25 protein-coding genes and 2 other annotated features are annotated in these 24,903 nt (G+C 39.5%); of the genes, 20 read left to right on the top strand and 5 right to left on the bottom strand.

Annotated features, from left to right (window positions below; all coding sequences use genetic code 11):
- Positions 1 to 5 precede the first annotated feature (5 nt).
- Positions 6 to 185 (bottom strand): H-type small acid-soluble spore protein, encoded by a 180-nt coding sequence (locus NSQ44_RS13775; protein WP_094246321.1) that lies wholly within the window; start codon positions 183 to 185, stop codon positions 6 to 8.
- A 175-nt stretch (positions 186 to 360) separates the two neighbouring features.
- Positions 361 to 491: a sequence feature (ribosomal protein L20 leader region), on the top strand.
- A gap of 68 nt (positions 492 to 559) precedes the next feature.
- Between NSQ44_RS13775 and infC the strand changes: the two genes are divergently transcribed.
- The 3 genes from infC to rplT are packed head-to-tail and all read left to right on the top strand — an operon-like array spanning position 560 to position 1,691.
- The gene (gene infC / locus NSQ44_RS13770) at positions 560 to 1,081 is read left to right on the top strand and encodes a translation initiation factor IF-3 (protein ID WP_222422773.1); all 522 of its coding nucleotides are present in this window, start codon (positions 560 to 562) and stop codon (positions 1,079 to 1,081) included.
- 15 nt (positions 1,082 to 1,096) lie between these two features.
- Positions 1,097 to 1,297, top strand: a complete 201-nt coding sequence (rpmI, locus tag NSQ44_RS13765; protein ID WP_063387419.1) for a 50S ribosomal protein L35 — start codon at positions 1,097 to 1,099, stop codon at positions 1,295 to 1,297.
- Between the two features lie 34 nt (positions 1,298 to 1,331).
- Entirely contained in the window at positions 1,332 to 1,691 is a 360-nt protein-coding gene (rplT, locus tag NSQ44_RS13760; RefSeq protein WP_063387420.1) for a 50S ribosomal protein L20, read from the top strand.
- 613 nt (positions 1,692 to 2,304) lie between these two features.
- Here rplT and NSQ44_RS13755 read toward each other — a convergent pair.
- Positions 2,305 to 2,715 carry a hypothetical protein gene (locus tag NSQ44_RS13755; RefSeq protein ID WP_063387422.1) on the bottom strand — a complete coding sequence of 137 codons (411 nt, stop codon included), beginning with the start codon at positions 2,713 to 2,715 and terminating at the stop codon, positions 2,305 to 2,307.
- Between the two features lie 122 nt (positions 2,716 to 2,837).
- On the opposite strand from NSQ44_RS13755, the gene NSQ44_RS13750 reads away from it, so the two are divergent.
- A complete protein-coding gene (locus NSQ44_RS13750) occupies positions 2,838 to 3,326 on the top strand; it encodes a dUTP diphosphatase (RefSeq protein WP_063387423.1) in 489 nt (162 codons plus the stop codon).
- 49 nt (positions 3,327 to 3,375) lie between these two features.
- Positions 3,376 to 4,461 carry a M42 family metallopeptidase gene (locus tag NSQ44_RS13745; RefSeq protein ID WP_063387424.1) on the top strand — a complete coding sequence of 362 codons (1,086 nt, stop codon included), beginning with the start codon at positions 3,376 to 3,378 and terminating at the stop codon, positions 4,459 to 4,461.
- Positions 4,462 to 4,475: 14 nt separating this feature from the next.
- Here the strand turns inward: NSQ44_RS13745 and sspI are convergent, their stop codons facing one another.
- On the bottom strand, positions 4,476 to 4,700 hold the full coding sequence (gene sspI, locus NSQ44_RS13740; RefSeq protein WP_063387425.1) for a small acid-soluble spore protein SspI: 225 nt from the start codon (positions 4,698 to 4,700) through the stop codon (positions 4,476 to 4,478).
- Between the two features lie 97 nt (positions 4,701 to 4,797).
- Between sspI and NSQ44_RS13735 the strand changes: the two genes are divergently transcribed.
- The 3 genes from NSQ44_RS13735 (at position 4,798) to pheT (ending at position 9,336) form a co-directional block, all read left to right on the top strand.
- Positions 4,798 to 5,550, top strand: a complete 753-nt coding sequence (locus NSQ44_RS13735; RefSeq protein WP_327856509.1) for a TrmH family RNA methyltransferase — start codon at positions 4,798 to 4,800, stop codon at positions 5,548 to 5,550.
- Positions 5,551 to 5,599: 49 nt separating this feature from the next.
- Positions 5,600 to 5,830: a binding site (T-box leader), on the top strand.
- Between the two features lie 45 nt (positions 5,831 to 5,875).
- A complete protein-coding gene (pheS, locus tag NSQ44_RS13730; RefSeq protein WP_063387428.1) occupies positions 5,876 to 6,910 on the top strand; it encodes a phenylalanine--tRNA ligase subunit alpha in 1,035 nt (344 codons plus the stop codon).
- Between the two features lie 14 nt (positions 6,911 to 6,924).
- A complete protein-coding gene (gene pheT, locus NSQ44_RS13725) occupies positions 6,925 to 9,336 on the top strand; it encodes a phenylalanine--tRNA ligase subunit beta (RefSeq protein WP_340857312.1) in 2,412 nt (803 codons plus the stop codon).
- A gap of 127 nt (positions 9,337 to 9,463) precedes the next feature.
- On the opposite strand, the gene rnhC is transcribed toward pheT, so the two are convergent.
- A complete protein-coding gene (gene rnhC / locus NSQ44_RS13720) occupies positions 9,464 to 10,372 on the bottom strand; it encodes a ribonuclease HIII (RefSeq protein ID WP_340857311.1) in 909 nt (302 codons plus the stop codon).
- A 151-nt stretch (positions 10,373 to 10,523) separates the two neighbouring features.
- Here rnhC and zapA point away from each other — a divergent pair, with 151 nt between their 5' ends.
- The 11 genes from zapA (at position 10,524) to uvrC (ending at position 23,461) form a co-directional block, all read left to right on the top strand.
- Positions 10,524 to 10,781, top strand: a complete 258-nt coding sequence (zapA, locus tag NSQ44_RS13715; RefSeq protein WP_063387431.1) for a cell division protein ZapA — start codon at positions 10,524 to 10,526, stop codon at positions 10,779 to 10,781.
- 8 nt (positions 10,782 to 10,789) lie between these two features.
- Positions 10,790 to 11,338, top strand: coding sequence for a CvpA family protein (locus tag NSQ44_RS13710; protein ID WP_340857310.1), 549 nt, complete (start codon positions 10,790 to 10,792; stop codon positions 11,336 to 11,338).
- 120 nt (positions 11,339 to 11,458) lie between these two features.
- Positions 11,459 to 13,177, top strand: a complete 1,719-nt coding sequence (gene polX, locus NSQ44_RS13705) for a DNA polymerase/3'-5' exonuclease PolX (protein ID WP_340857309.1) — start codon at positions 11,459 to 11,461, stop codon at positions 13,175 to 13,177.
- 29 nt (positions 13,178 to 13,206) lie between these two features.
- A complete protein-coding gene (locus NSQ44_RS13700; protein ID WP_340857307.1) occupies positions 13,207 to 15,567 on the top strand; it encodes an endonuclease MutS2 in 2,361 nt (786 codons plus the stop codon).
- A gap of 23 nt (positions 15,568 to 15,590) precedes the next feature.
- Entirely contained in the window at positions 15,591 to 16,001 is a 411-nt protein-coding gene (locus NSQ44_RS13695; RefSeq protein WP_340857306.1) for a DUF350 domain-containing protein, read from the top strand.
- A gap of 220 nt (positions 16,002 to 16,221) precedes the next feature.
- The gene (locus NSQ44_RS13690) at positions 16,222 to 17,898 is read left to right on the top strand and encodes a long-chain-fatty-acid--CoA ligase (RefSeq protein WP_340857305.1); all 1,677 of its coding nucleotides are present in this window, start codon (positions 16,222 to 16,224) and stop codon (positions 17,896 to 17,898) included.
- 120 nt (positions 17,899 to 18,018) lie between these two features.
- The gene (locus tag NSQ44_RS13685) at positions 18,019 to 18,609 is read left to right on the top strand and encodes a TetR/AcrR family transcriptional regulator (RefSeq protein ID WP_063387437.1); all 591 of its coding nucleotides are present in this window, start codon (positions 18,019 to 18,021) and stop codon (positions 18,607 to 18,609) included.
- Positions 18,610 to 18,647: 38 nt separating this feature from the next.
- Positions 18,648 to 19,421 carry an electron transfer flavoprotein subunit beta/FixA family protein gene (locus tag NSQ44_RS13680; protein WP_063387438.1) on the top strand — a complete coding sequence of 258 codons (774 nt, stop codon included), beginning with the start codon at positions 18,648 to 18,650 and terminating at the stop codon, positions 19,419 to 19,421.
- Positions 19,422 to 19,452: 31 nt separating this feature from the next.
- On the top strand, positions 19,453 to 20,433 hold the full coding sequence (locus NSQ44_RS13675) for an electron transfer flavoprotein subunit alpha/FixB family protein (protein WP_340857304.1): 981 nt from the start codon (positions 19,453 to 19,455) through the stop codon (positions 20,431 to 20,433).
- A 181-nt stretch (positions 20,434 to 20,614) separates the two neighbouring features.
- Complete coding sequence (trxA, locus tag NSQ44_RS13670) at positions 20,615 to 20,929, top strand: thioredoxin (protein ID WP_063387440.1); 315 nt, start codon at positions 20,615 to 20,617, stop codon at positions 20,927 to 20,929.
- Between the two features lie 759 nt (positions 20,930 to 21,688).
- Positions 21,689 to 23,461, top strand: a complete 1,773-nt coding sequence (uvrC, locus tag NSQ44_RS13665; RefSeq protein WP_340857303.1) for an excinuclease ABC subunit UvrC — start codon at positions 21,689 to 21,691, stop codon at positions 23,459 to 23,461.
- A 59-nt stretch (positions 23,462 to 23,520) separates the two neighbouring features.
- On the opposite strand, the gene NSQ44_RS13660 is transcribed toward uvrC, so the two are convergent.
- Positions 23,521 to 23,970, bottom strand: coding sequence for a YslB family protein (locus tag NSQ44_RS13660; RefSeq protein WP_232515579.1), 450 nt, complete (start codon positions 23,968 to 23,970; stop codon positions 23,521 to 23,523).
- Between the two features lie 300 nt (positions 23,971 to 24,270).
- Here NSQ44_RS13660 and NSQ44_RS13655 point away from each other — a divergent pair, with 300 nt between their 5' ends.
- Positions 24,271 to 24,879, top strand: coding sequence for a succinate dehydrogenase cytochrome b558 subunit (locus NSQ44_RS13655; protein WP_094246310.1), 609 nt, complete (start codon positions 24,271 to 24,273; stop codon positions 24,877 to 24,879).
- The last annotated feature ends 24 nt before the right edge of the window (positions 24,880 to 24,903 follow it).

The following is a 24,903-nucleotide window of genomic DNA, read 5'->3' as shown; positions in this document are numbered from 1 at the left end:
AGGAATTATTTTTCTTCAAGCTCAGAAATATTTACAACCGTACGTTCTTTAAACGGACCTCTTACATGAACGGTTGCTGTTTTTCCATCTTCATTTAGCTGATCAATCCAAACGGAAGCTCCGTTATAGAGAACTTCAATATCAGCCGGCGAGGATAAAATTTGTTTTACGCGGTTTGCATCCATTTCGATCACTCCAATAGTTATATGATATATTGATTATCATGTCCACTCCATTCCGATTTATGTATGTTCAAATAGACTCTTGCATTTTCTGTTTGAATAGTTTAAAATGATATCGTTTTTGAAGAAATGTTGTTTTGACAAAGCTGCTTTGCCATGGTAGAATATTATAGTCAAGGAGAACAAGCAGAAGCACCCGCTTCTCACCTGATTGACGCACATCGTTGCTGTTGACAGGTTTATACATTGGACAAAAAGTTCGTGTATTCAACGTGTGGGTGCAGTGTGCGTCTACGCGTTTTTTATTTGCATAAACGAATGTATAAGCTCTGTCAAGGCGAACGTGCACTTTGTTTATAAAATCTTGGAGGTGGCTCATTATTAGCAAAGACATGTTAGTAAACGAGGGCATCCGCGCTCGTGAAGTTCGACTGGTCGATCAGAACGGTAATCAGTTAGGCATTAAATCACGGCAAGAAGCGCTTGATATTGCCGCAAATGCCAATTTGGATCTCGTTCTTGTTGCTCCGAATGCAAAACCGCCGGTTGCTCGCATCATGGATTACGGAAAATACCGCTTCGAGCAGCAAAAGAAAGAAAAAGAGGCGCGTAAAAAGCAGAAAGTTATTAATGTGAAGGAAGTCCGCCTAAGCCCAACAATTGAAGAGCATGACTTTAATACAAAGCTTCGCAATGCTCGGAAATTTTTGGAGAAGGGTGACAAGGTGAAAGCATCGATCCGCTTTAAAGGAAGAGCGATTACCCATAAAGAAATCGGCCAACGAGTTCTAGAAAGATTTTCTGAAGCATGCGCTGACATCAGTTCTGTTGAAACGAAGCCGAAAATGGATGGGCGCAGCATGTTTCTAGTGCTAGCACCGAAAAACGAAAAGAAATAGAAGGAGGATCCTTTTATGCCTAAAATGAAAACTCATCGCGGCTCTGCGAAAAGATTTAAAAAAACTGGGAACGGAAATTTGAAACGGTCTCATGCATTTACTAGTCATTTATTCGCTAACAAAACTCAAAAGCAAAAACGCAAACTTCGCAAACCAGCATTAGTAAGCAAAGGTGACTTTAAACGTATTCATCAAATGCTTGACAATATAAAATAATTTTTAACTTCGATTTTTTAGGAGGGAATGCATTATGGCACGTGTTAAAGGCGGTACAGTGACACGCAGACGCCGCAAAAAAATTATTAAGCTTGCAAAAGGTTATTACGGTTCGAAGCATCGTTTATATAAAGTTGCTAACCAGCAAGTAATGAAATCTTTAATGTATGCATACCGTGACCGTCGCCAAAGAAAACGCGATTTCCGTAAGCTTTGGATTACGAGAATCAATGCTGCTGCGCGCATTCACGGTCTTTCCTACAACCGGTTCATGCACGGTTTAAAGCTTGCTGGCATTGAAGTAAACAGAAAAATGCTTGCTGACTTAGCAGTAAATGATGAAAAAGGATTTGCACAACTCGCCGAAACAGCTAAAGCTGAATTAAATAAGTAATCGAAAAAGCAAGCCACCTATAAACGTACATTGCCTTTTGGGCTGGACATAATTGAACAGCACATTATTGATCCCCTTTAAGTAGACGTGTAAAAAATCTGCGCAATGACTCGCGGATGCTGCACTTCTATTTGGAGGGGATTTTTATATGGCTGAAAAGGTAAACGATTATGGCTTTACGTTTCTCGACAGTGAAAAAAGTCAAAAGATCAAAGGTTTTTTAGGCCGATGCAAAAAATTTAGGTTCTATACTAAATGTTGGGATCAAGAATATCATCAAAATTAAAAATTTACGAAGCACTCTGTTTTATAATGAAAGTGACCAAGCCCAATTAAAAAGGAGACTTCGAAAAATTATAAACAATTACTGAGCTGTTTTACAAAATTTCATAGAGGAAGAGAAAAGGTAATGGGATAAAAATAGAAATGGAAGCTAACAGCAGCTCCCGCAATGGGAACTGCCTTCAGAATGCTTATTTTCTTTTTAAATCAGAAATGTTGCATAGATTGATCAAAAAAGCGACACCATGATCGTCCAGTCATGGACCGCATAGTCTTTTAACGCTGTCAATTTTGAACGGGAATGTCAAGCTGCTCTTTCTTTTTTGCCGTCTTAAGATAGTGTCGGGAATTCCGATTCGTTCCGATTCAAAAACTCTTTAATTGGACTTTTCCAGTCGATTTTGGCGTAAGGATATGCTTCTTTTATTTTCGATTCTATAAATTGAAAATCTTCTTTTGTAAACCCCCTTAACTTATTTGGAGTAGATGTCCAAATAAAAACGGAGATAACTTCAAAAGAAGTTTCAGTCGTGCCTAAATATTTTTCCCCTTCAAATAAAACTCCTTTATGCGTTAACAAAAAATTTTTGTGGACATTTTCTTTATCATCAAGAAAGAAAAATTTTTTTTGCTCATGAGCCAATTCTAACTTTCGCTTCGGGTTCAATAAATATTTAATGAATGAATAAATTAGGAAAATAATCGCAGCAATTATGAAAAGACGAAGAAGGATGACAATCATTTACTTTAAACCTCCCCGAAGGTCATATTCATACATATACATTACGAAAAAGGAATTGAAGGGGTTTCATTCATGATCACATTTGCTATAATTTTTTTAGATATATTTTAGGGGTTGAGAAAATGGATTTTGAACAGTTATATAAAATGCAAAAAGAATTGGATGAAAAAATTGAAAAGAAACACGGTTTGGAGGAAGAAAGGCTGATCGAGAGAAAAGTTTTAGCCTTGCTTGTCGAAATTGGCGAATTGGCTAATGAAACGCGCTGCTTTAAATTTTGGAGCGTTAAGCCGCCTTCCGACAGAGAGGTTATTTTGGAAGAGTATGTAGACGGCCTTCATTTTTTATTGTCGATCGGCCATGAATTGTATATTGAAAAACTGCCGGAAATGAAAGCAAGAAAAATCGATAAAAGCCTGACCGATCTTTTTTTAAACGTTTATCAAAAAACGGCAAAATTCAGTGAATATTTGTCTGTCCAAGCGTATATCGATTTATTTAACGACTATGTTACACTCGGCTCTGCGCTGGGCTTTTCAGAGGAAGATATTATTTCAGCATACATGGCGAAAAATGAAGTCAATCATGCAAGACAAAATCAAGGATATTAACAATTCCGTTTGGGAAAAATGAAGAATATAAATTAAAGGAGGTTTCAGTGTGGAGAAATGGGATGAAACATTGAAAATGTTAAAAGATTTAACAGACGCGAAAGGCATCGCCGGCAATGAACGGGAAGTCAGAGAAGTAATGAGAGGGTACATAAAAGATTATGCAGATGATATCCAAACGGATGGACTCGGCAGTTTAATTGCCAAAAAAGAAGGAGAATCAGGCGGACCCAAAATTATGATCGCGGGCCATCTTGATGAGGTCGGCTTTATGGTTACGCAAATTGATGATAAAGGGTTCATTCGCTTTCAGCCTGTTGGTGGCTGGTGGAATCAAGTTATGCTCGCACAAAGAGTGACGATTGTCACCCAAAAAGGAGATGTGACCGGCATCATCGGTTCCAAGCCGCCGCATATTTTGCCGGCAGAAGCACGAAAAAAGCCTGTAGAGATCAAAGACATGTTTATTGATATTGGCGCCAGCAGCCGAGAAGAAGCGATGGAATTTGGTGTTCGTCCCGGCGACCAAATTGTGCCTTATTTTGAGTTCACCGTTATGAAAAATGATAAAATCCTTTTGGCGAAAGCTTGGGATAACCGCATCGGTTGTGCAATAGCGATCGAAGTTTTGAAAAAGCTGAAAGGGGTAAACCATCCGAACGTCGTTTACGGTGTAGGAACCGTTCAGGAGGAAGTAGGATTAAGAGGAGCCCGCACATCAGCCCATTATATTGAGCCTGATATTGCTTTCGGCGTAGACGTCGGAATAGCCGGCGACACTCCAGGCATTTCCGAAAAAGAAGCGATGGGAAAAATGGGGAAAGGTCCGCAAATTATTTTATATGATGCTTCTATGGTCTCCCATAAAGGGCTTCGCGATTTTGTCGTAGGGGTCGCTGAAGAATGCGGCATTCCATATCAGTATGATGCTATGCCGGGAGGCGGTACAGACTCCGGATCGATTCATTTAACAGGAAATGGTGTTCCAACGCTTTCCATTACGATTGCAACGCGCTACATTCATACACACGCTGCGATGATTCATCGCGAAGACTTTGAACATACGGTTCAATTATTGACAGAAGTCATTAAACGCCTCGACAAAAAAACGGTTGAAAACATTACGTACAACTAAAAAGCAGGAGCTGGTTATTTCCCAGCTCCAGTCTCTTTTAATCCTTGTTCAAGTGTTTCAACCATTTCCTGTTGATCACGCTGACTTGAATGGTTCCAGATAATTTCAAATAACACGCCTAACCCTGGAAGCATTTTTTCTTCCTTGCTATTGATGGCATCAACGATCGTTTCTCTCAGCTCGTCTTTTGAATTTTGCGATATGTTGGCAATGACTGCATTGCGCAAATCAAAATTCATATCCTTCACCTCGTTTTTCTTCATTCTTCTTTATTTTTTCTTTTGTTTTCTATAATATGTATATGAAATGAACTATCAGTTGAAGGAGACACCATCATTGAAACGGATTGCGTCAACTAAAAATGAAAGAGTAAAAGAATGGAAAAAGCTGCAATCAAGAAAAAAACGGGAAGAGCGCGGGCTGTTTTTAATTGAAGGCTTGCATTTAATTGAGGAAGCTCTCAAATACAAATCAATTGTTCAAGAGTTAATTGTTTTAGAAGGAGCGAAGCTGCCAAATCATTTTTTCGAAGGTACTATTCCGACAACGATTGTTTCCAAAGAGGTGTTTTCGCTTCTGTCTGAAACGGATTCCCCGCAAGGTGTCATGGCTGTTTGTAAGCAGCTTAGGTGGGAAATCGATTTGAACGCCAAAAAATGGCTGTTAATAGATGCGGTTCAAGACCCAGGAAATCTCGGTACGATCATTCGTACTGCAGATGCGGCTGGAATGGATGTTGTGATTTTAGGTGACGGGACGGTTGATTTGTACAATAGTAAAACGATCCGGGCGACACAAGGATCAATTTTTCATTTGCCTGTGGTCAATTCGTCATTAAAACAGATTATAAACAAATTGAAGGAAGAGAAAATTCCTGTATTTGGAACTTCAACAAAAAATGCTGTTTTCTATAAAGAGATCCCTCCATCTGAAACATTTGCCCTCCTTGTAGGAAATGAGGGAAATGGGGTCTCAAAAGAGCTGCTGGATATGACGGATCAAAATTTACACATTCCGATTTATGGAAAAGCGGAGTCATTAAATGTTGCCGTTGCTTCAGCTATTTTCATGTACCATCTTCGCAAATAGTGTTGCGCCTTTAATTTCTTTTTTTTATAATTAAAAGCAATTGAATAAAGGAATAACGATGACGGAGAAGAGTAGTTTGCAGGTCGCCATTTAGGGAGAAAATGCCGTAGACTGGAAGCATTTTTATGGTAGAGGCAAACGAATTCACCTCCAGAGTTGACGCCAGGACCATGCGGAAGCATGTAAAGGCGCTCCGGCTGTGCCGTTATGATAATGAAGTGAACAAAGATTCTTTCTTTGTTAATAAGGGTGGTACCGCGAAATTCAACTCGTCCCTTTTTTGGGATGGGTTTTTTTATTTATTTTAAAAAAAGGAGGAATTTACATGCAGGAAGAATTAACAAAGCTTCGCGATGAAGCGTTGCAAAAGGTACGGGAAGCAACGGATTTAAAACAATTGCAAAATATTCGCGTTCAATATCTTGGAAAAAAAGGACCGATTACCGAAGTTCTTCGCGGAATGGGAAAGCTTTCGAAAGAAGAACGGCCGAAAATAGGTGCGTTAGCAAATGAAATTCGGGAAGTGATTGCCGGGGAAATAACAAGTAAGCAAGAACAACTCGAAAAAGCAGAAATCGAGAAAAAATTACAGCAAGAAACGATTGACGTTACCCTTCCAGGCAGACCGGTTCGAACAGGAAACCATCATCCTCTCCAAGCGGTCATTGAAGAAATTGAAGATTTGTTTATCGGCATGGGATACACAGTAGAGGAAGGTCCAGAAGTTGAAACAGATTATTACAATTTTGAAGCGCTCAATTTGCCGAAAGGCCATCCGGCAAGGGATATGCAAGATTCCTTTTACATAACTGATGAAATTTTGCTGCGCACACACACATCTCCAGTTCAGGCGAGAACGCTAGAAAAATATAAGGGGAAAGGTCCTGTAAAAATCATTTGTCCAGGGAAAGTATACAGACGTGATACAGATGATGCAACGCACTCCCATCAATTTACGCAAATTGAAGGGCTCGTTGTGGATGAAAACATTCGCATGAGCGATTTAAAAGGAACGCTCGAAGTGTTTGCGAAAAAACTGTTCGGTGAAGACAGGCAAATTCGTCTGCGTCCGAGCTTTTTCCCGTTTACTGAACCGTCGGTGGAAGTCGATGTATCCTGTTTTAAATGCTCCATGAAAGGCTGTCATGTATGCAAAGGAACAGGCTGGATTGAAATTTTAGGAGCAGGGATGGTTCATCCAAACGTTTTGGAAATGGCGGGATTCGATTCGAAAAAATACCGTGGTTTTGCATTTGGAATGGGACCGGAACGGATTGCCATGTTGAAATATGGAATTGATGATATTCGTCATTTTTATACAAACGATGTGCGTTTTTTGAAACAGTTTAAACAAGCTTAAAAGGAGGTTTTCTCATGTTCGTTTCATACAAATGGCTCTCTGAATATGTTGATCTAGACATTTCCCCTGAGGAGCTGGCTGAAAAAATAACGAAGAGCGGCATTGAAGTTGAAAATGTTCAAGCTGTTAATGAAGGAATAAAAGATGTTGTAGTTGGACAGGTGCTTGAAAAAGAACAGCATCCAAATGCAGAAAAATTAAGCAAATGTTTAGTTGACATCGGTGAAGGAGAACCAGTGCAAATTATATGCGGCGCCCAAAACGTTGAAAAAGGTCAAAAAGTGCCGGTAGCCAAAGTTGGTGCGGTTTTGCCGGGCAATTTCAAAATTAAACGGGCAAAGCTGCGCGGTGAAGAATCTAACGGTATGATTTGTTCTTTGCAAGAGCTGGGCATTGAAGGAAAGCTTGTCCCAAAAGAGTTTTCTGACGGCATTTTTGTTTTCCCTAGTGATGCTGAAGTTGGAAAAAATGCGATTGAACAGCTGTTTATGGACGATTATGTACTTGAATTAGGTCTTACACCAAACCGTTCTGACTGTTTAAGCATGATCGGTGTTGCCTATGAAGTTGCAGCAATTTTAAAGAAAGAGGTTCGAAAGCCGGAAGTTCATTATGAGGTTGCCGAAGAAAAAGCAACTGATTATATTACTGTGAATGTTGAAGCAAAAGAAGATAATCCATTCTATGTAGCCAAAATTATTAAAAATGTCAAAATTGCCCCTTCCCCTTTATGGATGCAAATGCGCTTAATAAAAGCCGGAATCAGACCGCATAACAACGTCGTCGATATTACAAACTATTGTTTATTAGAATACGGCCAGCCGCTTCATGCGTTTGACTATGACCGGTTCGGATCAAAGGAAATACTCGTTCGCCGCGCACATGACGGAGAGACGATCGTGACCCTTGATGATCAAGAACGAAAGCTTACAAGCGATCACCTTGTGATCACAAATGGCAAAGTACCTGTTGCATTAGCTGGTGTAATGGGAGGGGCCGATTCTGAAGTAAGAGACGATACGACGACCGTTTTGCTTGAGGCCGCCTATTTTAAAGGCAGCGTTGTCCGAAAAGCGTCGAAGGATTTCGGACTTAGAAGTGAAGCGAGCTTGAGATTTGAAAAGGGAGTTGACCCGAACAGGGTAAAAACTGCAGCAGAGCGGGCAGCACAATTGATCGCAAAATACGCCTCCGGAACTGTTTTAGAAGGTGAAGCAGAATTTCATGATTTTTCAATCGAGAAAAAAGTGATCACCATTTCCGCTGAGAAAATTAACAACGTTTTAGGGACAAACATTGCAGTAGATGAAATAAAAGAAATTTTTGACCGCTTGCAATTTGAAACCGTTGAAGAAAACGGTCTTTTTACAGTAACCGTTCCGACAAGAAGAGGCGATATTGCGATTGAAGAAGATTTAATTGAAGAAGTAGCCCGCCTTTACGGATATGACTATATTCCGTCAACATTGCCTGAAGGATCTTCAACATCCGGAGCATTAACAGACTATCAATTGAAAAGAAGAAAAGTGCGAAGATTTTTGGAAGGCGCCGGGCTTTATCAAGCGATCACATATTCGTTAACGAGCAAAGAAAAGGCGGGACAATTTACGCTGGAGACGTCAAGCTTTACTCAATTAGCATTGCCGATGAGTGAAGAGCGGAGTGTTTTGCGTTTAAGCCTGCTTCCTCATTTGCTTGAGTCCGTAAAATATAATAAAGCGCGGCAAATCGATGATATTCATCTTTATGAAATTAGTTCTGTTTTCATTTCGGACGATGCTTTAGAAAAGCCTTTGGAAAAAGAACGTTTATCAGGCGTCATGACGGGTCACTACGTTTATCACCCATGGCAAGGGGAAAAAACAAAAGTTGATTTTTATGTTGTGAAAGGAATTTTAGACGGTTTATTTGATCTGCTTGGACTGTTGGATGAAATTGAGTATAAACAGGCAAAACGTGAAGGGCTGCATCCCGGCAGAACGGCAGATATTTATTTAAACGGATCATTCATCGGATTTGTCGGCGAATTAAATCCGGAAGTTGAAAAAGAGTATGATTTAGATGAAACATATGTTTTTGAGCTGAAGCTAGCCGATCTCATTCAATATGAAGCTAAGCCAGTCATATATACGCCGATTCCAAGGTTCCCATCCATTACAAGGGATATCGCCTTAGTCGTTGATCAGCATGTGCATGCTGGCGAGCTTCAAGAAACGATCCGGGAAGCGGGCGGAAAACTGTTAAAAGAGATTTCCATTTTTGATGTGTATGAAGGAGAACGTTTGGGAGCAGGGAAAAAATCGATCGCATTTTCACTCCGCTACTACGATCCTGAACGAACATTGACGGATGAGGAAGCAGCAAAAGCTCATGAAAAAGTAATTAAGGCGGTAGAGGAAAAATTTTCAGCAGTTCTTCGCAGCTAACGCAGGACGATAAATCCCTAAAATAATTCCAGCTAACAAATGAAGGTGCAGATAGCACCTTCATTTTTATTGAAATCATAAATTGGTCCTGCTAACCTACGAAAATAAGATTTCCGGATTCGTCATTTCAATTCAATAGATTCAAAGCTTTTTCGGTGTTGGCAAAATGAAGCTTTGCCATTTTGCCAAGTGTGTTTTTCCCTTTTTCCTTTATTAATTTGGCAGCAGCTTCATCAACAGTATGGCTGGCTCCTTTTGGCAAATAAAATCCGGCTGCGTTGGATAAGCTGTTTAATTCTTTTAAAAAAGCATATCTTGCGATAATGGATGCTGCAGCGACAGATATGTGTATATGCTCCGCCTTCGGTTTAAAGATGGTTATGTCTTTAAACGGAACATCCCGGTCTTTAAGATATTGAAAGTAAACATTCGGCTCTGCAAACTGATCGATCAACACAGCTTCTGGTTTATCAGGAGAAATTTTCTTGAGTAAATGATGAATCGCTTGATTATGAAGGATAGCTTTCAATTTCCCTTGGTTCATTCCAGATTTTTGCAATTGATTGTATTTTTCATTGCGCAAAATTAAGAGGCTGTACGGAACTGTCTCTATTAAAGTGTTGGCGATTGAAAAAACTTGTTTGTCTGTCAAAGCCTTTGAATCTTTTACTCCAAGCTGCTGAACCAGTTTTCTTTTTTCTTTAGGGACAAATACTGCAGCAACCGTGATCGGTCCAAAATAATCCCCCGTTCCTGCTTCATCAGAGCCGATGACTGACATCTGTTGAAGCTGTTGAAGCTCATCCTCTGTTTGAGAAGGGGCTGTTTTTGCTGTTTTTTCCCATCTGTTTGCTTCCTGCTGAGCGGCAGATCCTTGAAAAAGCACTTTTCCCGACTTGTAAGCAGTGATCGTACAGTTTGTCAATTTGGCAGAAAAGACGGCACCTGGAGGGGTTCTGTCTATAATGAAAGGATTATAAAAATCTTTCAAAGTTTGAATTCCCTCATGATCAACTTTTATGACGATATTGGACAATAAAAAACGCCTCGCTTTCCTAAAATGGATGCTATATTATTGTACCCTTTCTTTTGTTCTTCTTTCCATCTTTTCGACAAACATGTTATGATTATGATTAGGATTTTGAATCATTTTGCGATATTTTTTCATAGAGGATGGAGGATTCGCTTTGTCTGATCAACCTAAAAATAAAGCGACTGTTTATATATATGGACAGCAGTATTCGATTGTTGGAAATGAGAGCGTAAATCATATGAAGCTTGTCGCTTCAATTGTTGACGAAAAAATGCGGGAAATCAGTCAAAAAAACCCATCTCTAGATTTAAACAAGCTGGCAGTACTAACTGCGGTTAATGCTGTTCATGATTATCTCAAATTAAAGGAGAAATTTGAAGAACTAGAAAAGCAACTTCAAGAAAAGGATTGAAATTTAAAATGCTTGACTTGATCATTTTATTTTTCTTAGTATTCGGATTGCTCACTGGCCTTAAAAGGGGATTTATTCTCCAAGTAGTTTATTTATCAAGTGTTATAGTGTCTTTCATAATTGCCAGAACATATTTTGACGATCTTGCTCCTAAACTGGAATTATGGGTACCGTATCCAAATATAGGAGATTCAAATGCTGCTCTATCTATATTGACAGGGGGCCATTTGGAGGAAGCTTACTATCGCGGAGTTGCATTCGTGCTTTTGTTTATCGGATCAAAAATAGCGCTTCACATCATCGGATCTATGTTTGATTTTGTTGCGATGCTTCCAATACTTAAGCAAATCAACCGCTTGCTGGGTGCGGTTTTAGGTTTTGCGGAAACTTACCTCATTTTATTCATTCTGCTTTTTTTGGCAGCGCTCATTCCAGCCGAGCAAATTCAAAATCTTATCGATAAATCGCTGCTGGCTGATTTAATTGTCAATCATACCCCTGTCTTATCTGATAAAATTCACGATCTTTGGATCGGCTATTTCGATAAAGGAATCTAGACGTAAAGGGACGATGGAAACATCTTTATTTAGACCCCCATCGTCCTTCTCTGTTTCTATTAAATAGTTCAATAGCAGGTGATTTTTATATTGTTTAAGATTCAAGAGGTGACGTAAAACATGACGGTTCACAAAAAGGATGTTGTCAGCCTGTTAAAGAAAATTGCGGTATATATGGAGTTAAAAGGCGAAAACCCTTTTAAAATCTCCGCGTTTTATAAAGCTGCCAATGCCCTTGAAAGGGATGCGAGAAGCCTATCAGACATCCACGACTTTACTTTAATCAGTGGGATTGGGAAAGGAACGAGTGCAGTCATCGAAGAATTCATAAAAACCGGTGAGTCAAAAACGCTGCAAACCTTGCAAAAGGAAGTTCCTGAAGGGTTAATCCCTCTTCTTCAATTGCCAGGGCTGGGCGGAAAGAAGATTGCAAAATTGTACAAGGATTTAGGTGTTGTGGACATCGATTCTTTAAAAAAAGCCTGTGAAGAACATAAAGTGCAAAGTTTACAAGGTTTTGGAAAAGTAACGGAAGAAAAAATATTGGCTGCGATCGATGAAATGAATAAAAAACCGGGCCGACTGCCTCTTGCTTATATGCTGCCGATTGCAGAAAAAATAGAGAAATTTTTAGAAAAAGGACAGAAAAACGGAATAGTTCGCTTTTCTCGCGCAGGAAGCTTAAGAAGAATGAAAGAAACGATAAAAGACCTTGACTTTATTATTGCGGCGGAAAATAAAGGAGCTGTGCGAGATTACATTTTAACAATGCCGAATATTACTGAAATCATTGCGAAAGGCGATACGAAAATATCGATTGAACTTAAGTTTGATGTCAAGGTTCAGGTCGATTTTCGCATCGTGCACCCAAAGGAATTCATTTCGGCTTTGCACCATTTTACAGGCTCAAAAGAGCATAATGTAAAAATGCGCCAGCTAGCGAAGGAAAGAGGAGAAAAAATAAGCGAATACGGCGTAGAAATTATAGAAACCGGAAAAGTGCTCACATTTGAGTCAGAAAAAGAGCTGTATGCACACTTTCAGCTTCCCTACATTCCGCCAGAGGTTCGGGAAGATGGAGAGGAAGTGGAAAAATACAAAGGAAATCTTATTTCGCTCGAGGAAATAAAGGGAGATCTCCATATGCATTCAACATGGAGCGACGGCGCTCATTCAATCAAGGAAATGGCTGAGGCTGCTAAAAGAAAAGGCTACAAGTACATCGCGATTACAGATCACTCGCAATTTTTAAAAGTAGCCAACGGCTTGACTCCTGAGCAGCTGAAAGAACAAAAAGAAGAAATTGACATGTTGAATGAACAATATTCTGATTTTACGATTTTCAGAGGAACCGAGATGGATATTTTGCCGGACGGTACACTTGATTATGACGACGATTGTCTAAAAGAGCTAGATATAGTGATTGCATCGATCCATTCGAATTTTTCCCAGCCGCAGAGTGTAATTATGAAAAGGCTGAAAGCAGCCCTATATAATTACCATGTTGATATTATCGCTCATCCGACTGGAAGGTTAATTGGGCGAAGAGAAGGATACGATGTTGATATAGAAATGCTTTTAGAACTTGCAAAGGAAACAGATACTATTTTAGAATTGAACGCAAATCCGAACAGGCTTGACTTATGTGTAGAACATTTGAAGAAAGCGAAGGAATACGGTGTAAAGGTTGTGATTAATACAGATGCCCACAGCATAAACATGCTAGAACATATGGAGATAGGGGTTGCGTATGCGCGAAAAGCTTTCATTCAGCCGGATGACGTTGTGAATACGTGGGATGTTGAACAATTAAAGCAATTTTTAAAAAGGAAAGACTGACCATTCAACTGTCAGGAGGTTTTGAGAAGTTGCAGGAACGAGTGTTACATGTTTTGGAATTTAATAAAATAAGGGAACAGCTGAAAGAGCATGCTTCTTCTTCTTTAGGAAAAGAGAAAGCGTTAAAACTTATGCCGTCAGGAGACATCAACGAAGTACTGAAGAGGCAGGAGCAGACAGATGAAGCACTAACAGTGCTCCGATTGAAAGGCTCTGCCCCTTTCGGAGGATTAAGCGACATACGGCCGAGTGTAAAGCGTGCGCAAATAGGTGGAACTTTAGGTCCGCAAGAGCTTGTGGCTGTTTCTGCCGTGTTATATGCTTCAAGACAAATGAAGCAATTTATTGAAAAGTTGACTCAAGAAGAGGAGGTTTCACTTCCTCATTTAGAACAATTGGTCAGCGAAATCGGAATTTATTTAAAAGAAGAAAAAGAAATTCAACGTTGCATACGCGATGACGGGGAAATTGTTGATGATGCGAGCGATAAATTAAAAGCGATAAGAGGTCAAATCCGTACACTGGAGGCTCGTATTCGCGAAAAGCTGGAATCGATCATTCGCTCCCCATCTGCACAAAAAAATCTTTCGGATGCCATTATTACAATTCGAAATGACCGCTATTGCATTCCTGTCAAACAAGAATATAGAGGAGTTTATGGAGGAATCGTCCATGATCAATCTTCCTCAGGAGCAACTCTGTTTATTGAGCCGCAGGCTATCGTAGAAGCGAACAACTCTTTAAATGAAGCGCGGATTAAGGAAAGGCGCGAAATTGAACGGATCTTAACGGAATTGTCGAAAATGGTTGCTGACATAAGCAAGGGAATCATTCATAATATCACTGTAATGGGTGAAATCGATTTTATGTTTGCCAAGGCATTGTATGCTAAAAAATTAAAGGCTACAAAGCCAAATATAAATGATCGTGGCATTATGAAGCTGTATAAAGCCCGCCATCCTCTTATTGACCCTAAAACCGTTGTGCCAAATACAATTGAACTTGGGGAAGATTTTCAATCGATTGTCATTACCGGTCCAAACACCGGCGGTAAGACGGTGACGCTGAAGACAATTGGACTGCTCGCACTAATGGCGCAATCAGGTCTGCAAATCCCTGCTGAAGAAGGATCTACAATGCCGGTATTTGAGGCAGTTTACGCAGATATTGGGGATGAACAGTCAATTGAACAAAATTTGAGTACATTTTCTTCTCATATGGTGAACATCGTCAAAATTTTACAGGAACTTAATGATCGCTCACTCGTACTATTTGATGAACTTGGGGCAGGTACAGATCCTGGAGAAGGTGCTGCTCTAGCCATTGCAATTTTGGATGAAGCTTTAAACAGAGGAGCGCAAGTTGTTGCAACCACCCACTATCCCGAATTGAAAGCATACGGATTTAACCGTAAGGGCGTGATCAATGCAAGCGTTGAGTTTGATGTCGACACATTATCGCCGACGTATAAATTGTTGATCGGTGTACCTGGCCGAAGCAATGCGTTTGAAATATCAAAAAGGCTTGGATTGAGCAAAGAAATTATTGAGCGCGCTAAATCGTTCATGAGCGCTGACAGATCCAAAACGGATGCAATGATTGCCTCCCTTGAGGAAAGCAAAAAACGTGCTGAAGAGGATTGGATGGAAGCTGAAAAAACGCTGAAAGAAGCAGAAAAACTTCATAAAGAACTACAAGAACAAATCATTGAATTTAATAAGCAGAAAGACCGCCTATATCAAGAAGCTGAGGAAATGGTGAAAAAAAGGCTGGAAGAAGCGCAAAAAGAAGCAGATCAGATTATTCAAAAATTGAAAAACATGCAAAAAGAGCACAGTTCAGCTATTAAAGAGCATGAATTAATAGAAGCCAAAAAGATGCTTGAATATGCAGCGCCTGAATTTATAAATACTGAACAAAAATCTGAAAAACAAAAAAGCAAAAAGCAGCTGCGCCCCGGCGATGAGGTAAAAGTGATCAACTTAAATCAAAAAGGACATCTGCTTGAAAAAGCAAATGAAAGTGAATGGCTTGTACAAATTGGAATATTGAAAATGAAAGTAAAAGAAGAAGATCTTGAATATATTGGCAGCCCGAAACAAGAGGGAGAAAAAACGCTCGCAACAGTAAAAGGGAAGGATTTTCATGTTTCATTAGAACTTGATTTGCGGGGAGAGCGATATGAAGATGCGCTCATCCGTCTTGAAAAATATATTGACGATTGTCTTCTCGCAGGATATCCGCGGGCGCACATTATTCATGGCAAAGGGACGGGCGCTTTAAGAAAAGGGGTGCGGGAATTTTTGCAAAACCACCGCGCTGTTAAAAACGTCCGTTTCGGTGAAGCAAATGAAGGCGGAACAGGTGTTACGATTGTGGAGTTCAAATAAACTTTTCTTTAAGGAGAGTAAACATGAATCTGTTTTGGGAAAACGTATATGTTCAAACTGCTGCTAATTATAGTGTTGTCATATTGTGCGGGGTTTTATTTTTAGTCATTTTTGAATTGGTGACGAAATATAAAAACTGGGAAGAAATCCAAAAAGGCAATGTGGCTGTTGCAATGGCAACAGGCGGCAAAATTTTCGGGATTTCAAACGTTTTCCGCTTCTCAATTGAACAGCATGACGGCTTTTTTGAAATGATCGGCTGGGGCTTTTACGGATTTGCCTTGCTCTTAATCGGATATTTTATTTTTGAATTTCTGACTCCTAAATTTAATATTGATGATGAAATTCAAAAGGATAACCGTGCAGTTGGCTTTATCTCAATGGTCATATCTATTGGCTTGTCCTTTGTAATCGGAGCAGGAATTACAAATTAGGAGAGGGGAACATGGAAACGCTGGCTAAAATTTTATTTGGTTTGTGCGGTCTGTTTATTGCGATCGGTATTATTTATATGGTGTTTTTTGCTTGAAAAAGCGGAGAAAAGAAAAGGTCTCCGCTTTTTCTGTTTAAAATTCTAAAAATAATTATATTTCTGAATTTTATTATGATATAATGAAATAAAATCATCATTATTTTTCAAAGGAGAGGAGATAAATGGAATGTCAAAAACCTTGGCTCAATTTTTATCCCTCGGAAATTCCGCATAATATCTCTTGGGAGAATAAGCCGCTTTCCAAATATTTTCAAGATACGGCTAATCAGTTTCCGAATCATACAGCCGTTTCATTTCTTGGAAAGAACATTACGTACCGCAAGCTATACGAACAGATGCTTCAATTGGCTAATTATTTGGAGCAAACAGGGTTTGAAAAAGGGGATCGGGCAGCGATTATGCTTCCAAACTGTCCACAGGCAGTTATTGCTTATTATGCAATTCTGGAGGCAGGCGGAATAGTCGTTCAATTGAACCCTCTTTATACAGAATCAGAGCTGGAGTACCAGTTGAATGACAGCAGTGCTACACATCTCATTACATTAGATCTTTTCTATCCAAAAGCCACGAAATTGAAATCTCTTACAAATATCAAACATATCATAATAACAAAGATTCAAGAGTATTTGCCTTTCCCAAAAAATCTTCTATACCCGCTCATTCAAAAGAAGGAGCAAAATCTTTTAATAAAGGTAAACGCAGCAAATGATGTTCATGTATGGACAGAGATCTTAAAAACATCGCCTGCTAAAGAATTGACAGTAAATATTGATCCGAAAGAAGATATTGCCCTTTTGCAATATACAGGAGGGACGACAGGGACGCCTAAAGGGGTGATGTTGACGCATGAAAACTTAATTTCCAATACGAAAATGTGTGCTGCCTGGATGTATAAATGCAGGAAAGGAGAAGAGTCCATACTAGGAGTTTTGCCTTTTTTTCACGTATATGGCATGACGACTGTAATGAATTTATCGATCATGGAAGGTTTTAAAATGATTTTAATCCCTAAATTTGATTCAACCGAAATTTTGAAAGCGATTGAAAAAGAAAAGCCAACGCTTTTTCCAGGAGTGCCAACGATTTATGTCGCTCTTTTAAATCATAAAGATTTGCGAAAATACGACTTGTCCTCGGTTAAATATTGTATCAGCGGTTCGGCTCCTCTTCCGGTAGAAATTCAGGAGCGCTTTGAAAAAGAAACAGGCGGGAAGCTTGTTGAAGGATATGGACTCTCGGAAGCTTCTCCCATTACGCATGCAAACTTATTTTATTCAGATGTCAAGAAAAAAGGAAGCATTGGCATCCCTTGGCCCAATACGCATGCTGCCATTTATTCGGCTGAAAAAGAAGGATTTGCAGATGTAAACGAATTCGGCGAGCTTATTGTAAAAGGACCGCAGGTGATGAAAGGCTACTGGAACAACCGAGAGGAAACGGAAGCGGTTTTAAAAGACGGATGGCTTTTTACAGGAGATATCGGCTATATGGATGAAGACGGATTCTTTTATATTGTCGATCGTAAAAAAGATATGATTATTGCTAGCGGTTACAACATTTATCCCCGCGAGATAGAAGAAGTGTTGTATGCTAATGAAAAGGTTAAAGAGGTTGTCGTTGCAGGTGTTCCGGATCCTTACAGAGGCGAGACCGTGAAAGCTTATGTTGTACCAAAGGAAGGAGCACAGCTTACGGAGCAAGAGCTTGACCAATTCGCCCGAAAACATCTTGCCCCGTACAAAGTGCCGAAAAAATACGAATTTCGCGACGAGCTTCCGAAAACAGCAGTAGGAAAAATTTTAAGAAGAAAACTAGTAGAGGAAGAAAGAAAAATATAAAACGGACATCTATCGGTTTTGAACGAGAATAAAAACTTCCCTCAATGCTTGACAAAAAGGCTTAATCTAAATATCATATAAATGAATGACCATTCATTCATTTTGAAGGGAAGATACACGTTGAAAGAAAAAAAGGCAAAATATAAACAAATCATTGACGCAGCTATTGTCGTCATTGCGGAGAACGGCTATCATTCCGCTCAGGTTTCGAAAATTGCCAAACAGGCGGGCGTAGCAGATGGAACGATTTATTTGTATTTTAAAAACAAGGAGGATATTTTAATCTCCCTTTTTCGAGAAAGATTGATGAATCATATCGCTGAAGTGAAAAAAAGCATTGATGCAAAGCAGACTGCTGCAGAAAAATTGTTTGCGTTGATCGAAAAGCATTTTCAAATGCTAGTTCATGATCGGAATTTGGCAGTGGTTCTTCAATTGGAATTGCGGCAAGTAAACAAAGAATTGCGCCGGCGCATAAATGAAATTTTTAAAGAATATTTGAAAGTAATAGACGAAGTGATCGAATTCGGAAAAAAAACGGGAGAGTTTCGACAAGATTTGGATTTAAGGCTGGCAAGACAAATGATTTTTGGGACGATGGACGAAACGGCGACAACGTGGGTAATGAAAGATCAAAAATACGATCTCCTCGCAATTGCAGAAAAAATTCCTGAGCTGCTAATCAACGGATTTAAAAGCAATCATTCATAAAAAGAGAATGATCAATTTTTAAAAAGGGGATGGGAAAGGTGAATATTTTTGTCCTTATGAAAAGAACTTTTGACACAGAAGAAAAAATTTTAATTGAAAACGGATCAATCTCCGAGGATGATGCAGAATTCATCATAAACCCTTATGATGAATATGCCATTGAAGAAGCGTTGCAGCTTAAGGAGGCTCATGGCGGAGAAGTAACTGTTGTTACAGTAGGATCAGAAGAAAGCGAAAAAGAGCTGAGAACGGCTCTTGCGATGGGATGCGATAAAGCTGTCTTAATAAATATTGAGGAAGATTTGGAAGATGGAGATCAATTTACAACAGCAAAAATTCTATATGAATTTTTGAAGGATAAAGAAGCGGACATTATATTAGCTGGAAACGTTGCCATTGACGGAGGATCTGGCCAAGTAGGCCCCCGTTTGGCGGAGCTTCTTGACATTCCGTATGTCACAACGATCACAAATATTGAAATAGATGGAAAAAACGTGAAAATTGTGAGAGATGTTGAAGGGGATTCGGAAATCATTGAAACAACACTCCCTCTTTTAGTAACTGCCCAACAAGGTTTAAACGAACCGAGATACCCGTCTTTGCCGGGAATTATGAAGGCAAAGAAAAAACCGCTTGAAGAGTTGGAGCTCGATGATTTAGATCTTGAAGAAGAAGATGTCATGCCGAAAACAAAAACGTTAGAAATTTATTTGCCGCCAAAAAAAGAAGCAGGAAAAATATTGCAAGGGGAATTGCAGGATCAAGTGAAGGAACTTGTTTCTTTATTGAGATCAGAAGCAAAAGTTATTTAGTGGAGACGAATATAGCAGGGGGGATGAAAAAATGGCTCGAAAAGTGTTCGTATTGGGAGAAATAAGGGATCAATTTTTAAGGAACGTATCATTTGAAGCGCTTGCAGCCGGCAAGATAATATCCGAAGGCGGAGAGGTGGTCGCCGGATTAATTGGAGAGAACGTTGGAACGCTTGCAAATGACATGATTTATTATGGAGCGGATAGGGTTGTCATCGTGGAAGATGAAAAATTGAAATATTATAGTTCGGACGGGTATTCACAAGCTGTCATGGCGATCATTGACAGTGAAAAGCCTGACGCTATTATTTTCGGACATACGGCATTAGGCAAAGATTTATCTCCAAAAATAGCGGCTAAATTAAACGCAGGTCTTATTTCTGATGCTACCGCTGTAGAAATAGTGGGCGGTAACGTTGTTTTCACAAGACCGATCTATTCAGGAAAAGCTTTTGAGAAAAAAATCATTACGGATGGGATTATTTTTGCGACCGTTCGTCCGAACAATATTCCACCTCTCGAAAAAAATGAATCAAGGAGCGGAGAAGTTGCTTCCATATCGGTAGAAATAAAAGATCTGCGCACGATCGTGCGTGAGGTTGTCCAAAATGCAGCGGAAGGTGTTGACTTATCTGAAGCAAAGGTGATCGTTGCCGGAGGGAGAGGGGTAAAAAGTGCAGAAGGGTTTGAACCGTTAAAAGAATTGGCATCTGTGCTCGGAGGAGCAGTAGGGGCGTCACGCGGAGCCTGTGATGCAAACTATTGTGATTACTCGCTGCAAATCGGACAAACGGGAAAAGTCGTTACACCGGATTTATATATTGCCTGCGGAATTTCTGGAGCTATTCAGCATTTAGCGGGAATGTCGAATTCTAAAGTAATTGTTGCAATCAATAAAGATCCGGAAGCGAACATTTTCAACGTCGCAGACTACGGTATTGTCGGAGATTTATTTGAAGTTGTGCCAATGCTTACGGAAGAATTTAAAAAATTAAAAATCCATTCCTCTTAACGTGTCCTGAATGGACACGTATTTTTTTGAACAAATCCATTCCTCCTAGTATAAGTGGAGACGGTCACGACGTACATAAAATACAAAAAATATGAAAAAATAGTTGCAGATCAAAACATTCGCTTCAAGCGAAAGAACATGGTATACTTCACATAGAAAAAGTGAATTAGGAGGAATTAAGATGGCAATTGTAAACGTTACTGACCAGAATTTTTCCCAAGAAACAAGCGAGGGTGTAGTATTGGCAGATTTCTGGGCGCCTTGGTGCGGTCCATGTAAAATGATTGCCCCAGTACTTGAAGAATTGGATCAAGAACTTGGTGACAAAGTAAAAATTGTTAAGCTTAACGTGGATGAAAATCAAGAAACTGCCGGTCAATACGGAGTCATGAGCATTCCGACGTTAATCGTCTTTAAAAATGGTGAAGCTGTGGATAAAGCGATCGGTTACCAGCCGAAAGAAGCTTTAGCACAATTGCTTAACAAACATTTGTAATATAAAATATAAAAAGAGGCGCTCTCGAAAGTTACCTTTTGGAGCGCCTTCTTGCTTGTGCGCCCGGCATGGGTGTAATCTATAGGGTGAAAGTCCCGAGCTGCGAAGGCAGAAGTAGCAGTTAGCTTAACGCAAGGGTGTCCGTGGCGACGCGGAATCTGAAGGAAGCGAGCGGCAAACTTTAAGGTCTCTCGGAACACGAACTTCATATGAGGCTAGGTATCACTGGGTGAGTTTGCAAGACAAAACAAAGCCCTTTCTGCCGAAGGTGATACAGAGTAAATGAAGCAGATGGATGGAAGGAAAGATTACACTCTTACCCGGGGAGGTCTGGCTGGCACGCCAAGTAACCTTGGTAACCTATCTAGTGATAGATAGCTGAACAGTCAGAAGTCAGCAGAGGTCATAGTATTAGTTGGTCTAGAACAACTAAGAAGGACCGAACAATTAAGAGAGAATAGCCCTTGGCATTCAGTGAGTCATGATGAACACAGAAAACGTAGTACCTCACTTGAGGGAGGAAGCGGTGAATCCCGTGGGAGATCTCTTGGAGGGTGGAGTGACCACTGGCATAAAGAGAACAGCTATTCACGGAAGTTATAAAGACTTGCGTCAATTATCTTAATGGAACCGCCGTATACGGAACCGTACGTACGGTGGTGTGAGAGGACGGGAGTTAATCGCTCCCTCCTACTCGATTTAAATGAAAACGGCTGAATAAATCCAGCACAGATTAGAATTAGTTGGAGTGTTTTACCGATGTATGAGCATTTAAAAGAAAAACTTTCGCTTCTTCCGAATAAGCCTGGCTGTTATTTAATGAAGGACAAAAACGGAACCGTCATTTATGTTGGAAAGGCAAAAGTATTGAAAAACCGGGTTCGTTCCTACTTTACTGGATCACATGACGGAAAAACGTTAAGACTCGTTCAAGAAATTGCCGATTTTGAATATATCGTAACATCCTCGAATATTGAGGCCCTTCTATTAGAAATGAATTTAATTAAAAAACATGAACCGAAATACAATGTCAATCTAAAAGATGATAAAAGCTATCCGTATATTAAAATTACTTCCGAGCGCCATCCGCGGCTGATCGTCACACGAAAAGTAAAAAAAGATAAGGGAAAATACTTTGGACCGTATGCAAACGTCCAAGCTGCGAGAGAGACAAAAAAGCTGCTTGACCGCATGTATCCTTTGAGAAAATGCAATTCGCTTCCAGACCGGGTTTGCATCTATTATCATATGGGCCAGTGTCTTGCGCCTTGTGTTCACGAAGTTTCCGAAGAAACGAACAAACAAATGGTGGAAAGCATCATCCGTTTTTTAAATGGCGGATATAAGGAGATCAAAAAAGAATTAACAGAAAAAATGCTGAAATGTGCAGAAAATCTTGAATTTGAAAGGGCGAAAGAATATCGGGACCAAATCGCGCATATCGAAGCAACAATGGAAAAGCAAAAAATGGTTCTCAATGATTTTATTGATCGCGATGTATTTGCTTATTATTACGATAAAGGATGGATGTGCGTCCAAGTATTTTTTATCAGGCAAGGAAAACTGATAGAACGGGATGTGTCCATTTTCCCTCTGTACCAAGAGCCAGAGGAGGAATTTTTAACATTTATTGGTCAATTTTACGCAAAGAACGACCATTTTCTTCCGAAAGAAATAGTCATTCCGGAAGATGTCAATGAGGAAATGGTTCGAGCTTTAGTACAAGTACAGGTCAGCAAACCAAAGAAAGGAAAAAAGAAAGATCTCGTACAGCTAGCTTATCAAAATGCAAAAATTTCGTTAAAAGAGAAGTTTTCACTCATTGAACGAGATGAAGAAAGGACGATCAAAGCAATTGAAAATTTAGGAAAGCAGTTGAATATTCCTACACCACATCGGATTGAAGCTTTTGACAATTCCAATATTCAAGGCGCGGACGCTGTTTCAGCTATGGTTGTTTTCATAGATGGAAAACCTGCGAGAAAAGAGTATCGAAAGTTTAAAATAAAAACAGTCAGCGGGCCTGATGATTATGAATCGATGAGGGAAGTAATTCGCAGGCGATATACTAGAGTGCTGAAGGAGGAGCTGCCGTTGCCGGACCTTATTATTGTTGATGGAGGAAAAGGACAGGTACAAGCAGCTATGGATGTATTAGAAAACGAACTGGGACTTGATGTTCCTGTTGCCGGGCTTGTGAAAGATGACAAGCACAAAACGAGCGATTTGCTTCTCGGCAACCGGGAAGCTGCTGTTCAATTGTCAAGAAGCAGCCAAGAATTTTATTTGCTTCAGCGCATTCAAGATGAAGTGCACCGCTTTGCCATTACGTTTCATCGACAAGTCCGCCAAAAGAATACGTTTAAGTCTGTATTAGATGAAATCCCCGGCATAGGACCTAAGCGTAAAAAACAACTGTTAAAATCGTTCGGTTCCGTTGAAAATATTAAAAAGGCATCGCTTGAAGAGCTAAAACAGGCAGGAATGTCTGAAAAAACAGCACAAAACATTTTACAATATTTCAGCGAATAGCGATGTAATAAAACAAATAGGAGGAAGCTTTTAAATCCTCCTACTGCCCTTTCATTCTGTTAAATTTTATCTTTTTCATCCCATTTTACAATGAAAATAACTTTGTTTAAGCGTTTGTTTATCTGTTCATACGCTTCTGTGACGACACCGTTCATACATTCGATTTGCTGCGCGATAAATCCTGCTTCTAGTTGGAATGATAAATCTTTGAAAAGTTTCATCCTTTTTTCAATCAATTGGCCTGTTAATTCAAATTCCATTTCGTTTTTTTTCTGGCGAATAATATGAAGATCGCCCCATCCGGCTGATGAAAAAAAAGATATAAGTTCTTCTAACGTAGATAATTGAATTTTTCGAGCTAGCTGTTTGCCTGCCCAATACAAAATGGAATGATGCTCTTTTCCTAGAAGTTCAGGAAGTAAATAGTCGCGAAGCAGCAAAACGCTAAAAGGATGTAAGGTTATTTCTTCTAATTCTTTTAATTGATCGTGATATGACAGTTCTTTCAATCGTTTCCCCTCTTTCTAGCGAACAATTATATTATATCAGCTTTCACATAAGATGAAAGAGTTTATAAAATCAATTTCGGATACGGGAAATATTCTATTTTCCGATCAGAAAAAATGATATTACTGAATAATACTTTGTAGACGTTTTCTTGACGGTACTACTTTATGGGAGTACAATGAATTTGTCCTATTATTTTAAGATTTCGTCATATTTTGTCGGCGGATTTTTACATGCCAAGCAGGGGGAGCAGGAGATTTTAAGAAATCTTTCAATTTATTAAGATTAGGGGGTAAACGCATATGTCTGGAAACAGAGAATTTGCAAACCGCAGACTACATTCTCTTTTAGGTGTTGTACCGATTGGCGTATTTTTAATTCAACACCTGACTGTCAACCATTTCGCCACAAGGGGCGAAGAAGCATTTAACAACGCAGCGCATTTTATGGAAAATTTACCATTCCGCTATTTTCTGGAAATTTTCGTTATTTTCCTTCCTCTGTTATACCACGCCATTTATGGGATTTATATTGCTTTCACAGCAAAAAACAATGTGGGCCGCTTTGGCTATTTCCGCAATTGGATGTTCCTGCTTCAACGTGTAACTGGTATTATTACCCTTGTTTTTATTGCATGGCATGTATGGGAAACTCGTATTGCCGCGATGTTTGGGGCTGAAGTTAATTTTGATATGATGGAATCCATTTTAAGCAATCCTGTTAGTTTAGTGTTTTACATAGTAGGCGTTCTTTCAGCGATTTTCCATTTTTCCAACGGTCTATGGTCTTTTGCAGTCAGCTGGGGAATTACGGTTACTCCAAAATCTCAGCTAGTCTCAACTTATGTGACAATAGGTATTTTTGTGTTGCTTTCAATCGTAGGTCTTCGTGCCATTTTTGCGTTTGTCTAATCTAACTAAATTGCGTTCAAGGGA

Origin of the sequence: Aeribacillus sp. FSL M8-0254 (assembly GCF_038008845.1) — a bacterium.
In the GTDB taxonomy this organism is placed as follows: domain Bacteria; phylum Bacillota; class Bacilli; order Bacillales; family Aeribacillaceae; genus Aeribacillus; species Aeribacillus composti.
The sequence above is the reverse complement of the archived record's forward strand: the minus strand, read 5'-3'. Positions and strand labels throughout refer to the sequence as shown.